Source organism: Ochrobactrum quorumnocens (assembly GCF_002278035.1).
Classification (GTDB): Bacteria; Pseudomonadota; Alphaproteobacteria; order Rhizobiales; family Rhizobiaceae; genus Brucella; species Brucella quorumnocens.
Genome location: NZ_CP022604.1, coordinates 2,461,348 through 2,475,762 on the forward strand (window position 1 = coordinate 2,461,348; position 14,415 = coordinate 2,475,762).

Genomic DNA, 14,415 nt, shown 5'->3' on the forward strand with positions numbered 1-14,415 from the left:
CTGAAATTTTTCACTTGCTATCAAGATTTGCCCTGCCAAGATGCACAACTCGTCGGTTAAGGTCCGGCAGGGTTTTAGTGCCATCTGCGCCTTTGGCGGGTTGAAGCGGCGGGCACGCGACAGGAGCTTTTAAAGTATGATCGGACTCGTGCTTGTTACGCACGGAAGGCTGGCCGAGGAGTTTCTCCATGCTGTTGAGCATGTAGTTGGCCCGCAAGACAATTTCGAGACCGTATGTATCGGTGCGGAAGATGACATGGAACAGCGTCGTCGGGATATCGTCGATGCTGTCGAGCGCGCCGATAGTGGCAGAGGTGTCATCGTTCTGACGGATATGTTTGGTGGCACGCCGTCCAATCTGGCGATTTCGGTAATGGAGGAAGGCAAGATCGAGGTCATTGCAGGTGTTAACCTGCCAATGCTTATCAAGCTTTCGAGCGTTCGCATTGCTGGCGACATTAAGACGGCCTTGCGTGAAGCGCAGGATGCCGGGCGCAAATATATCAACGTCGCAAGCCAGGTCCTCACAGGAAAGTAATCATGCATCCCACCGTGGCCGTTACTGGCGAATACGATGCCGATAGCGCTCTGTCCCGGTCCTTTGAGATCGTCAACAAGCGTGGGCTTCATGCCCGCGCATCGGCAAAATTCGTTCAGCTTGTGGACAGTTATGATGCCCATGTTCGCGTTAGCAAGGACGGTATGACGGTGGGCGGTACATCCATCATGGGCTTGATGATGCTAGCAGCCTCACCCGGCTGCTGCATCGATGTCCGTGCATCGGGCGAACAGGCCGATGCAGTTCTTGATGCGCTTCAGGCGCTTATTGCCGATAAATTCGGCGAGGAATGCTGAGTTTTATCAAGCTTCGGGCTTCCCTCTCAATTGATTGATATAGACACATAAAGATTTCTTTATGTTGCGTTGTGCTGGCCGGGCTGATCTGCTAATCAGGACGCCAGCCGAAGCCCTTTCGCATTATTTTGGGCTTCTAAACAAATTTGATTGGAGCAGATGATGACCGCAAGTCAGGATTTTGTCGTCAAGGATTTAAGCCTCGCTGACTGGGGCCGCAAGGAACTCGATATTGCTGAAACCGAAATGCCGGGCCTGATGGCTGCGCGCGAAGAGTTCGGCAAATCACAGCCACTCAAGGGCGCTCGCATTTCCGGCTCGCTGCATATGACGATCCAGACGGCTGTCTTGATTGAGACGCTGAAGGCTCTGGGTGCCGATGTGCGCTGGGCTTCCTGCAATATTTTCTCTACGCAAGACCATGCCGCTGCAGCAATTGCAGCCACTGGCACACCGGTTTTCGCCATCAAGGGCGAAACGCTTGAAGAATATTGGACCTACACCGACAAGATCTTCCAGTGGTCGGATGGTCAGCCATCCAATATGATCCTCGATGATGGTGGCGATGCCACCATGTACATCCTGATCGGCGCGCGCGCTGAGGCTGGCGAAGACGTTCTTTCCAAGCCTGAAAGCGAAGAAGAAGAAGTGCTGTTCGCGCAGATCAAGAAGCGCATGGCTGAAACGCCAGGCTTCTTCACCAAACAGCGCGATGCGATCAAGGGCGTGACGGAAGAAACCACCACTGGCGTCAACCGTCTTTACCAGCTGCAGAAGAAGGGCCTCCTGCCCTTCCCGGCAATCAACGTCAATGACAGCGTCACCAAGTCGAAGTTCGACAACAAGTATGGCTGCAAGGAATCGCTGGTTGACGGTATCCGTCGCGGCACTGACGTCATGATGGCCGGCAAGGTCGCAGTCGTCTGTGGTTATGGCGACGTTGGCAAAGGCTCTGCAGCTTCGCTCGCAGGCGCTGGCGCTCGCGTCAAGGTCACGGAAGTCGATCCGATTTGCGCCCTTCAGGCCGCTATGGATGGCTTTGAGGTTGTAACGCTCGATGATGCGGCTTCAACAGCCGATATCGTGATCTCGACGACCGGCAACAAGGACGTCATCACGCTTGATCATATGCGTAAGCTGAAGGATATGGCCATTGTTGGCAATATCGGTCACTTCGACAATGAAATTCAGGTTGCAGGTCTTCGTAATCTCAAGTGGACCAACGTAAAGCCACAGGTTGATCTGGTTGAGTTCCCGGATGGCAAGCGGATTATCCTTCTTTCGGAAGGGCGCCTGCTCAATCTCGGCAACGCAACGGGCCATCCAAGCTTCGTTATGTCCGCATCTTTCACCAATCAGGTGCTCGGTCAGATTGAACTCTTCACGCGTACAGATCAGTACAAGAATGAGGTCTATGTCCTGCCTAAGCATCTCGACGAAAAGGTTGCTCGTCTGCATCTCGACAAGCTTGGCGCGAAGCTGACTGTGCTTTCTGAGGAACAGGCCGCTTATATCGGTGTCACTCCACAGGGCCCATTCAAGTCGGAACACTACAGGTATTAAGTATCCGTTAACCATACTGCTACATGTTGTAGGCCGGGCAGCATCAGGTTGCCCGGTCTTTATTTTTACACGTAACACGCTTCACGTGGATTCGCGGTAAGGGTATTGTGAAGACGAATCAATGTGTTTTGACGGGTGTTTGCGTTGGGCGTGTTTTGCCGGTTTAGGGCAAAAGACGGGCGGCTTATTCATCCTCGAAACATGTCTGGCTTTGCTGGTCCGGGCTCTTTGTATTGTGGCGATGCGGGAGAGTTGGGACAGAAATTGCAGTTGCTGTGTTTTGAAATATGGCAGCCTCGCTTTTGGGCGGTGCTGCCGGTGGCGGAGACAAGGGAAATATGCCAGTGGTCGGCTCATCGGGGAGCTTGCGGAGCAAATCCGCATTCAGCGCAGGCAGACACCTGAAAGGTTCGCTTTCGTTCGGCTTCAGCCCTCTTAAACGGGTCATCCTCAAAGCAAAAGTTTCCTTTGCCGCACTGGTTGCGGCGGCTCCGGCATTTGCACAAAGCACGGAAAACTCCACACGCATAGATCTGCCATTTGGTGGCAGCGTTGGTGCTTTCGATGTCATCCAGTTTTCGATTTTTCTGGGCGCCATGGGGGCTGCCCTTTTGTCGGCTGGCTGGCTGATCCGCGATCGTTCCAAGATCGCCAATGAAAACAACGAATTGCGTTCGCGCCTGTCCGATATGGGGCTGGCGGCACAGCGCAATGACGCACTGCTTAACCTCAAAGATCAGCGGATCGTTGTCTGGGATGCCCACGGCGCACGCGCTGATGTCGTCGGACAATTGCCGTTTGATTGCGGTGCACCGCAGGACCGTTCGCATTTTCTGGCCTTTGGTCGCTGGCTGCGCCCGCAATCCGTAACCGAGCTTGAACGCGCGGTTTCGGCTTTGCGCGAGCAGGCTCATGCTTTTGATCTCACAGTTGAAACCGTCAACGGCACGCTTCTGGACGTTTATGGGCGCACGTCGGGCAGTTTCGCCGTCGTGCGCTTCCTGAGCCTCCAGGGTGTACAGGCGGAGCGCGCAGCACTACAGTCGCAGAACCGAGAACTCTCTGAAAAGCTTGCACTATTACGCCATCTGCTTGACCGGATCGAACAGCCCGTCTGGGTGCGTGGGTCTGATGGGCGCATCGAATGGGTCAATGGTGCCTACGCGCGCGCCGTGGATGCCGCTGACGGCACGCAGGCAAGCTCGGAAGGCCGGGAGCTGTTTGGCGCACAGGCCCGTCAGCGTCTGGAGCGCGACCGCTTTGCCGAGCCGGATATGCGTGAGCAAATGCCTGCCGTGGTCCGCGGCGACCGCCGTATCTATGATGTCACCGATGTGAGTGCTGAGGCAGGCTCTGCTGGCCTCGGATTTGATTTAAGTGAAGTGGAACAGGTGCGCGAAGAACTGAGCCGCACCTTGAAGAGTCACGCCGAGACGCTTGACCAGCTTTCGACCGCTGTGGCTATTTTCGATCCGGATATGAAGCTTCAATTCTTCAATCAGGCTTTCGTTTCGCTCTGGTCGCTGGATACCGCATGGCTCGAAACACATCCGAGCAATACGCTGCTTTTTGATCGCCTGCGCTCTGAAGGCAAGCTGCCGGAGCAGCCGGAATGGCGCAAGTGGAAGGATTCTCTGCTTTCCGCCTACCGTTCGGTCGAGCCGGAAGAACATATGTGGCATTTGCCGGACACGCGTATCATGCGCGTTGTCGCCAATCCGCACCCGCAAGGCGGCGTGACCTGGTTCTTCGAGAACATGACCGAAAAGTTCGAGCTTGAAGGTCGCTACAACACGCTTATCAAGGTTCAGGGCGAAACGCTCGACCATCTGGCGGAAGCGGTTGCGGTGTTTGGCTCCGACGGCCGGTTGCGCCTTTCCAATCCATCTTTTGCCGATCTCTGGTCGCTGCCTGCAGCCATTACTGTTGAAGGCACGCACATTTCCACAATCTCCAAGCTTTGCGGCCAGCGTGGCGGCGATGGCCTTTGGGAGGATTTTGTCTCTTCGGTGGCTGGCTTCCTCGACGAGCGCAACGGACGCATGGGGCAGGTGGAGCTTAATGACGGCATTATCCTTTCATATGCCGTCGTACCGTTGCCCAAGGGGCAGACCATGCTCACCTTCATTGATGTAACCGATACGGTGCGTGTTGAACGAGCTTTGAAGGAAAAGAACGAAGCGCTTTCGCTGGCCGATCAGATCAAGAACGATTTTGTGCAGCATGTTTCCTATGAGTTGCGCTCGCCGTTGACCAATATCATCGGCTTTACCGAACTGCTGCAAACGCCGACCTTCGGTTCACTCAACGAACGTCAACTTGAATATCTCGATCATATTGGCACGTCGTCGGCAGTCCTTCTGACCATCGTCAACGACATCCTCGATCTTGCGACGGTCGATGCTGGTATTATGCAACTCGATATTGATGATGTGTCGGTGACTGATGAAATTTCCGCTGCTGCAAAGCGCGTCAGCGAGCGTCTGCAAGAGCATGATATCGGGCTCGATATCGATATTGCCGATGATGTCGAAACTTTCAGGGCCGATGCCAACCGCGTAAGGCAGGTTCTGTTCAATCTCCTTTCCAATGCGTCCAATTATGCACCGGAAGGCTCGACGGTCGCGCTTCAAGTGGCGCGCGATGGCACGGATATTGTCTTTGCCGTGCATGATGACGGCCCGGGCATGCCAAGCGATGTGCTCGATACGGTTTTCAAGCGTTTTCAGGCCTATCAGAATGGCGGACGCAAACGCGGCGTAGGTTTGGGACTTTCCATCGTAAAAAGCTTTGTCGAGCTGCATGGTGGCAGGGTCGAGATTGAAACAGGTGCGGACATTGGAACCACGGTTATTTGTCGCTTCCCATCGGAGGCGCGCAGCTTCCGTGTTGCCGCCGAATAAGGTAAATGGTGCTGCATGAGCACCCCAATCAGTAGCCCGATCAATACTCTTGAGTTTTTCCTGCCAGATGAGGCCGCCACGCAACGCTTTGGTGAGGACTTCGCCCTTGCGCTCATGAAAGGTGATCTCGTCACCTTGTCCGGCGATCTTGGCGCAGGCAAATCCTCGCTTGCCCGCGCGATTATCCGCGCGATAGCCGACGATGAGGATTTTGAAGTTCCAAGCCCGACTTTCACACTGGTCCAAAGCTACGAGGCTTTGCGTATCCCCGTCGCGCATGCAGATCTCTATCGGATTTCGCATGGCGAGGAATTGGACGAACTGGGACTCGTCGAATTTCTCGAAGATGGCGTGGTGCTGTCTGAATGGCCTGAACAGGCTGAAGGTTTTCTGCCAGAACCAGCTTTTGCTGTTCAGCTTACTCATGAAGGGGTAGGGCGGCGCATTGCGATTGCGGGTTTCGAAGCTGCGATTGCACGCCTTGAGCGGTCGCTTGAAATCCGTAGTTTTCTTGAAACGAACAATCGCAAAGGGGCCAAGCGGCGCTACTTGCAGGGCGATGCATCTCCACGCAAATATGAGATCGTCACAAGCGCCTATGGTGTTGAAGTTCTGATGAATGCGCCTGCGATGCCGTATGATCCGCCGCTGCGCAATGGAAAATCCTATCGCCAGTTTGCGCATATTGCTGAGAATATACAGGCTTTCGTGGCGATTGACGGTCTGCTTGCTGCACATGGTTTGCGGGTGCCCGAGATGCGCGCAATGGATATAGATGCGGGGTTTCTGATCCTTGAAGATCTGGGAACAGAAGGCATCCGCATGCCCTCGGGTGAACCTGTCGCCGAACGCTATGAGGCAGCAGGACGGTTTCTGGCGCATCTCCACGGTGTTCAATGGCCAGATCACGCGCCGGTTCCAGGCCATCTTGATCATATCATCGCGAGCTTTGACCGCGACGCGATGATCATGGAAGTGAGTCTCGTGGGGCAATGGTATGCGCCACGCATCATGGGTCGCAAGCTCACCGACACCGAAATCGCAGCCTATGAGGCGGCGTGGGACGTAGTTCTGAACGACATCGCTGAGTGTGAGAAAAGCCTGCTTCTGCGCGATTATCACTCACCAAACCTGTTCTGGTTTGAAGATGCCGAAGGTGCCGACAAAATCGGCACTATCGATTTTCAGGATGCGATGATCGGGCCTGCTGCTTATGACGTGGCTTCTCTGGCGCTCGATGCCCGTGTGACGATCACGCCAAATCTCGAAAAAGCAGTGGTGGACGCCTATTGCGACGAGCGCCACAAGCTCGGTCATGTGTTCGACGAAGAGAATTTCCGCAAGGCATATGCAGCGATGGGCGCACAGCGCAATGCAAAGCTGTTAGGCCTGTTCGTGAGGCTTGATGAGCGGGATGGTAAGCCGCATTATCTCGCCCATTTGCCCCGCATTCACGACTATCTTAGCCGCGTGTTACAGCATCCGGTGATGACGCCCGTCGCTCGCTGGTTTGATGATCTCGCTTTGCTGGAGAAACAATGACAGTTCCTGATACAGCGGTTATGCTCGCGGCAGGCCTTGGAAAGCGCATGCGTCCCATCACCGAAACCATGCCCAAGCCGCTGGTTAAGGTTGCGGGTAAGCCGCTCATTGATTGGGGTCTTGACGCGCTGGCAAATGCTGATGTCGAAAAGACAATCGTCAATGTTCATTACTTAGCCGACCAACTCATATCCTATCTTAATGATCGTATCTCACCTGAAATCGTGATTTCGGATGAGCGGGCGCTGTTACTCGATTCCGCTGGTGGTATCATCAATGTGCTGCCTGAACTCAAGAACCAGCCTTTCTACGTACTCAATGCAGATACGTTTTGGGTTGGTGATGAAGCGAAGCCGAATATCTCAGCGCTTCGTGATGCATGGGACGGCGCCTCCATGGACATCCTTTTGATGACCGCAAAGCTTGATCAGGCGACGGGATTCGAAGGCAAGGGTGACTTTGTTGCAGATGATGAGGGGCGCTTGCGCCGCCTGCGTGATGTTGCGGGGGATCCGGTCATCTATGCAGGTGCCGCAATCATTCATCCGCGGATTTTTGCAGATAGCGAACCGGGTGTTTCATCGCTCAATCGCTATTTCGATGCGGCGATTGCATCAGGTCGATTGTATGGTATGCCAATGCGTGGGCATTGGCTGACAGTGGGAACGCCAGAAGCAATTGGCGAGGCGGAGGCCGTACTATCGGCGCTCTAAGCATTTTGTGGCCTGCATCTTTCCCGAAAACAGCTTCACATTTTTCGGGGTGCGCTTTGGCGTGAAGAAGGAATCGATATGAGAACGCCAAAACTGTTTTCCATTCCTTCCGGTACACCCTTTTTGCCAGCCTTTGCAAAAGCGCTTTTGGAAGGTCGTTTGGTTGAAGGTTTTCCGGGCAATGCGGCTGATCCGCTGGCGCTCGCGAATGCCACCATCTATGTGCCGACACGGCGCGCGGCGCGCGCACTTCGCTCCATTCTGGTCGATATGATCTCGGCAGAAGCATTTTCAACAAAAGTGGGAACCGGTTTCGCGTCCGAAAATGCGTGGGAAAAAAAGAGTGCGATCCTGCCTACGATACGACCGCTGGGTGACGTGGACGAGGATGCAGCTTTTTTCAATGCCAGCACGTCGGGAATTTTCGATCTCAATCCGCCGATCGGCAAGGCCGAGCGCCTGTTATTGCTGGCGCGGCTTATTCGTCCGTGGCGGGAGTCCCTGCCTGCGCATGTGCGCGCACTGTTTGGTGTCGAGGATGTGTCGGTTCCAGCCACGACCTCAGATGCAATCTGGCTTGCTCGCGATCTCGCCGGTCTGATGGATCAGGTCGAAACCGACAATGCCAAATGGAGTGAGCTTGCGAGCATCGCCCCAGATGATCTGGCCGATTGGTGGCAAGTCACGCTTGGCTTTCTCGATATTGTTACGAAAATCTGGCCGGATATTCTTGAAGAACGCAAGCTTTCCAATCCGGCTGCACACCGCAACGAACTGATCTGGGGCGAGGTGCGGCGGCTGCGCGATCATCCGCCTTTGGGCCCCGTGATTGCTGCCGGTTCTACAGGCTCTATTCCTGCGACCGCAGAGCTGGTTTCTGTGATCGCCAATCTACCCAATGGTGCAGTTGTGCTGCCCGGTTTGGACCGCGATCTCGATGAAGGTGCGTGGAACCTGCTGGGGGCTTCGGATGATAACCCCTCCACATTCGGGCATCCGCAATACGGTCTTCATAAGCTGTTGCAGGCCATTGGCATTCTGCGCGAGGATGTCGAGCATATCGAGAATATGCCGACGAAGAAGCGCGTGCTGGAGCGCGTGGTGAGCCAGGCGCTGCGTCCGGCTGAGACCACCGACGCGTGGAGCGAGCTCAGTCGCGACCCGGATATGCAACCCGAAGAACTTCGAAAGACCGCACACAAGATTGATCTGATCGAAACCGCCAATGAGCGCGAGGAAGCGCTGGCAGTAGCACTCGCGCTGCGTGATGCCATCAGCGATGAAAACAAGACTGCGGCACTGGTAACGGCGGATCGTAATCTGGCGCGTCGCGTGGTCGGCGAGCTTGCCCGTTTTGGTATCGATGCCGATGATTCCGGTGGTCGTCATTTGCGCGATATCGAGACTGCAACGCTGATGCGTCTGATGGTCGAAACGGTGTTTAATCCCGGTGATCCGGTAGCGTTGTTGGCGCTCGTCAAGCATCCGATGTTGCGGCTTGGCAGCAAGCGTATTGAACGGAGACTGGCTGCGGAAACGCTTGAGCTGGTGGCTTTCCGTGGTGGTACGGGACGCGCATCGATCATTGATCTGCCTGCATTTTTCGACCAACGCATGGAAGAAAGCGCAAACCAGCCCTGGCAACCTGCATGGCATTCAACTGTCACGCAGGACATGATCGATGCCGCACGCGCGCTTTGTGTGAGCCTGTCTGAAGCGGTCGCACCGCTGGCACCCTATGCAGTCATTAACCGGCGAACGGAAATAGGCGAAATCACCTGCGCAACTGTTGAGGCGCTCGAAAATCTGGCGCGCGATGAAAGCGGCAGTGTCACGCGCTATTATTCTGGTGAACATGGAGAGAAGCTGGCTTCCTTCCTGCGTCAGCTTGTATCGAGCGAAGCGGAACTGGATTTTGAAGCTATTGAATGGCCCGCCATTCTCGAAGCCTTGATGTCGGGTGAAACCGTCAAGCCGCATCCGGGTGGTCATCCGCGCGTCTTCATCTGGGGTGCGCTGGAAGCGCGTTTGCAGACGATGGATACGCTTGTGATCGGTGGTCTCAACGAAGGCACATGGCCCGCCAAGACACGCAATGATCCGTTCATGTCGCGCCCGATGAAGGCGATGATCGCACTCGATCCACCGGAGCGGCGCACTGGTCTTGCAGCGCACGATTTTCAGATGGCGCTCGGCATGGATCATGTCGTGTTGTCGCGCTCGCAGCGTTCGGATAACGCGCCGACCATTCCGTCGCGCTGGTTACAGCGGCTTGAAACTGTGCTTGGTGCCGATGTGACCAAGGATATGCGTGCTCGTGGTGCGCGTTTCATCCATTGGGCGCGCGAAATTGATCAGGCACCCGATGTACCCTTCGTCAAACGGCCAGAACCGGCACCGCCTGTGAGCGCACGGCCCAAGCATTTCTCGGTTACAGAAATCGAAACCCTGCGCCGCGATCCCTATGCGATCTTTGCAAAGAAAATTCTCAAACTGCGCCCGCTGGAACCGCTCATCCGCGATCCGGCAGCAGCAGAACGTGGGACACTTTTTCACGATATTCTGGGACATTTTACAGAAGAAGGCATCGATCCGCTTGCGCCTGATGCAGCCCAGCAACTGGAAGAGTTCGGCCGGCACTTCTTTGCCGACATGGACCTGCCTGTGGAGATCGAAGCGGTCTGGTGGCCCCGTTTTACCGCACTTATTCCGCAATTCCTCGAATGGGAGCGGGAACGCGCTTATAATGTTCAGACCCGATTTGCCGAAATTTCATCGGATAAGCGCGAGGTTGAAAGCCTTGGCATTACCTTGTCGGGCCGTGCCGACCGTATTGATCTGATGCGCGACGGAACTGCGGAAGTGATCGATTACAAGACCGGCTCCACACCATCGCCCAAGCAGGCGCATGTGCTGTTGTCGCCACAGTTGGCGCTGGAAGCAGCTCTTCTCGTGCGCGGTGCGTTCCGCGAACTGGGTTCTGTTCGAGCTTCTGATCTGACCTATGTGCGATTGCGGGCAGGTGGTGAGGTGAAGCCGGAATCGATTTTGAAAATCGGTCGGCCACCATCTGAAAAGACCGCCCCAGCCCTTGGCGAAGAGGCATGGCAGCGACTGGCGCAGTTGCTTACTGAATATCAGAATCCGGCTAAGGGTTATCTTTCCCGTGCGCTGCCGTTCAAAGAAACCGAGCTTTCGGGCGATTATGATCATCTGGCACGCGTGCTGGAATGGTCCGCTGGTGGTGATGCGGGCGGGGACGGCGGCGAATGAAAAAGCAACGGATTATTCCAAAGGAAACAATCGACGCGCAGGCCAGTGCTGCCAATCCGCTGGCCTCTGTCTGGGTGTCGGCCAATGCCGGTTCGGGCAAGACTCACGTTCTGACCGAGCGCGTCATTCGTTTGCTGCTCGAAGGCACTGACCCGTCGAAAATTCTGTGTCTGACCTATACCAAAGCGGCAGCAGCCGTCATGCAGAACCGCGTCTTTGCGCGATTGTCCGAATGGGCAATGTTGCCTGATCAGGATCTGGCGGATCGGTTATGGAAGCTTGAAGGCAGGCGCGCGGGCGAACATCGTTTGAAAGTCGCAAGGCGGCTTTTTGCGCGTGCGCTTGAAACGCCGGGTGGGCTGAAAATCCAGACCATTCACGCATTTTGCGAAGCGATCCTGCATCAGTTCCCGCTTGAGGCGAATATCGCCGGTCATTTCGAGATGATGGACGATCTCATGCAAATGGCGCTGGTCGGCGAGGCGAGGCGCACTTTGCTTGAGACTGCGCATGGTGGTGGCGACGAGCTGCTTGCGAGCGCTTTTGCTGACGTCATGCAGGCGGCTGGCGAAATGGGGCTGCAATCACTGCTCGATGAAGCCGTGAACCGTCGTCACGGCTTGCAGCAATATATTGCCGCGCTTGGCAATGCGGGGGAGCGGAGCGAGACCCTTCATCGGCATTTTGGTTTCAGGCCAGGCACACGCGAATCCGATCTGCTTGACGAGATGTGGCCGGTGCCGGAGTTTTCCGATGATGCGCTCGATCTCATCTTGTCGATCCAGAAGGGTGCAGCGCGTGCGCATGATTTTGCGTTGCAGCTCAAGCAATATGAGAAGGTGAAAAGCGGTTTCGACAAGGAAGCTGTGCTGCGTGCAGCTTTCCTCAAAGCCACTGGTGAAGCCAAATCCGGCTCCTATGTGGGCTCGGCTGCTGTCAAAAAGCTGCTGCCGGATTTCGAAGAGGATTTCAACGCTGCTGCCTCGCGTGTGGAATTCGGTCTCGACAAGATCAAAGAGCTGCGGCTTATCCGGCTTAATCTGGCTGCACTCACACTCATTGATAATCTCCTGCAGCGCTATCACGATATAAAGCGAAAGCGTGGTCTGCTCGACTTTGAAGACCTGATCACACGCACCGTGGCACTGCTGGCGCGCAATGGGGCAGGGCAGTGGGTGCAGTATAAGCTTGATCGCGGCATTGATCATATTCTCGTCGATGAAGCACAGGATACCAGTCCTGATCAGTGGCAGGTTATCCGTATGTTGTCGGAAGAGTTTTTCTCGGGCCTCGGTCAGCGCAACGTGCAGCGCACGCTGTTTGCCGTCGGCGATGAAAAACAGTCGATCTATTCGTTTCAGGGCGCTGTACCGGAAGACTTTGCGGCGCAGGGCAGGGCGGTCAGCCGCAGGGCTGCTGATGCAGAGCTTAAATTCGAGCGCGTCAGCCTCAACTTCTCGTTCCGTTCAGCGCCGGATGTATTGCAGGCCGTGGACGAGGTTTTTGCTCGTCCCGAGGCCAATCGCGGCTTGTCAGGTGCCACTGTTCACTCCGCCATTCGCGATAACGAGCCGGGCGAGGTGGAAATATGGGATATGCTGACGCCTGAAGAGGTGGAGGAGCCGGACGACTGGCGCATTCCGGTCGATCATTTGCAGGCACCTGCGATCAAGCTCGCCGAACAGATTGCAGCGACCATCCGCTATTGGCTTGATCGCGGTGAAACCATTCCGGGCCAGAATCGCAAAATTGCGCCGAAAGACATTATGGTGCTGGTGCGCAAGCGCGACCAGTTCATGCCAGCTCTTTCGCGCGCGCTCAAAGAGCGCCATGTGCCGGTGGCCGGTGCAGATCGGCTCAAGCTCACAAGCCATATTGCTATTCAGGATTTAATGGCGCTGGGGCGTTTCGTGTTGCAGCCATCTGATGATCTTTCACTGGCGTCACTTCTCAAAAGTCCACTTTTTGGTTGGGACGATGACAGGCTTTTTGCGTTGGCGCATCCGCGCAAGAGTGGTGAAACGCTGTTTGAGCGGCTTTATCATGCGTCACTGGAAGAGTCTGCGTTGATCGCGGTTCACAAGACGCTGAGCCGTTGGCGGAACATGGCCGATACCATGCCGATCTTCGAGTTCTATGCGCGAATTCTGAGTGCTGACGGCGCAAGGCGGAAGCTTCTGGCGCGGCTTGGGCCGGAAGCTGGCGATATTATCGACGAATTCCAGAACTACGCACTTTCAGCCGAACGCGCTGGTCTGCCGGGCATGCAAGCCTTTCTCGAAACACTTGATGCGGCTTCACCACAAATCAAGCGCGAGCTGGATCAGGGTCGCAACGAAGTGCGCATCATGACGGTCCATGCCGCCAAGGGACTTGAAGGCGCTGTGGTGTTTCTTGTTGATCCGGGCAATGCCGTCTGGAGCGGAACCCGCGCACCAAAGCTTGTTCCGTTTGATTTTTCCAATGATGGTCCGCAGGTCAAAGGCTATCTCTGGCAGCCCAATTCAGGCTATCAGACTGGTTTTCTGGCATCCCAGATCGAAGGTCTCAAGACGCGTGCCGAGGAAGAATATCGCCGCCTGCTCTATGTGGGCATGACGCGTGCGGAAGATCGGCTGATTGTCTGTGGCTATCGTGGGTCGCGTGATAGTGGCGAGACATGGCACCGGCTGGTTGAGGATGCGCTCACAACAAAGACAGAAACCTTCGTGCATCCGGTTTCAGGTGTTGCGGCACGTCGCTATCGCAACACGCCACGCGGGTTGACGGAAATCGCCGAGCCGGAAGTTACGGAAACGCTCGAAATTCCGCCGCTGCCGCCGGAATATTTGCAGCCGATCAAACCTGAGCCGGGACTGCCGCGCCCGCTTGCGCCATCGGGTGCATCGGCACTTATTGAAGCGGATGAAGAGCCGCCGCTTGATATTGTTTCACCTGTGCTGGGTGCAAGCGGGGATACATCGGCCTTCGCGTTAAGGCGCGGTACGGCGATCCACATGCTGCTGCAATATCTGCCGGAAGTGCCCGAGATTGACCGCGAGAAACTTGCACAGGACTATCTCACGCGCATCGCCAGCGACTGGCCGGAGATCGAACGCACGAAGGCATGGGCAAGCGTGGCGAGTATTTTAACCGATCCGAAATTCGCACCGGTCTTTGCTAAAGGATCGCGCGGTGAAGTGGCCGTTATGGGTACGATCAATCTCGGTGGCAAAGATCATGCTGTGTCAGGTCAGATCGACCGCATCAGCGTAGACGAAAGCCGCGTTCTGATCGTAGACTATAAAACCAATCGCCCGCCACCAAAGACCGTTGAAGCGGTGCCTTTCGCTTATCGCGCGCAGCTTGCGCTTTATCGGGAACTGCTTACGCCGCTTTATCCGGGGCGGATAGTTGAAGCGGCTTTGCTCTTCACTGAAGGGCCATATCTGCTGCCATTACCGGAAAGCGTGCTCAACGACGCATTGCAGGCTTTGAGTGACTCTCAAGGAAAGGTTACTAACCAGAACTTGACGAATGGCAGTCAACACGCCACATGATATGGTCAAAGGAGCAATTTCTCGATG

The 14,415-nt window shown here is 55.5% G+C and carries 8 protein-coding genes; all 8 read left to right on the plus strand.

Annotated elements, in window-relative coordinates; translation table 11 throughout:
• Positions 1–136: 136 nt before the first annotated feature.
• The 8 genes from CES85_RS21500 (at position 137) to addA (ending at position 14,388) form a co-directional block, all read left to right on the plus strand.
• Complete coding sequence (locus CES85_RS21500) at positions 137–538, plus strand: PTS sugar transporter subunit IIA (protein WP_024898424.1); 402 nt, start codon at positions 137–139, stop codon at positions 536–538.
• 2 nt (positions 539–540) lie between these two features.
• Complete coding sequence (locus CES85_RS21505) at positions 541–855, plus strand: HPr family phosphocarrier protein (protein WP_024898423.1); 315 nt, start codon at positions 541–543, stop codon at positions 853–855.
• 162 nt (positions 856–1,017) lie between these two features.
• Positions 1,018–2,418, plus strand: coding sequence for an adenosylhomocysteinase (gene ahcY / locus CES85_RS21510; RefSeq protein ID WP_095447716.1), 1,401 nt, complete (start codon positions 1,018–1,020; stop codon positions 2,416–2,418).
• A 287-nt stretch (positions 2,419–2,705) separates the two neighbouring features.
• The gene (locus CES85_RS21515) at positions 2,706–5,321 is read left to right on the plus strand and encodes a sensor histidine kinase (protein ID WP_434063358.1); all 2,616 of its coding nucleotides are present in this window, start codon (positions 2,706–2,708) and stop codon (positions 5,319–5,321) included.
• A gap of 15 nt (positions 5,322–5,336) precedes the next feature.
• On the plus strand, positions 5,337–6,863 hold the full coding sequence (gene tsaE / locus CES85_RS21520; protein WP_210318324.1) for a tRNA (adenosine(37)-N6)-threonylcarbamoyltransferase complex ATPase subunit type 1 TsaE: 1,527 nt from the start codon (positions 5,337–5,339) through the stop codon (positions 6,861–6,863).
• Positions 6,860–7,576: a nucleotidyltransferase family protein gene (locus CES85_RS21525; RefSeq protein WP_095447717.1), complete on the plus strand. Its 717-nt coding sequence runs from the start codon at positions 6,860–6,862 to the stop codon at positions 7,574–7,576. Before tsaE ends, CES85_RS21525 begins: the two co-directional genes overlap by 4 nt.
• Positions 7,577–7,654: 78 nt before the next feature.
• Entirely contained in the window at positions 7,655–10,849 is a 3,195-nt protein-coding gene (addB, locus tag CES85_RS21530) for a double-strand break repair protein AddB (protein WP_095447718.1), read from the plus strand.
• Positions 10,846–14,388: a double-strand break repair helicase AddA gene (gene addA, locus CES85_RS21535; protein ID WP_095447719.1), complete on the plus strand. Its 3,543-nt coding sequence runs from the start codon at positions 10,846–10,848 to the stop codon at positions 14,386–14,388. Before addB ends, addA begins: the two co-directional genes overlap by 4 nt.
• Positions 14,389–14,415 lie beyond the last annotated feature (27 nt).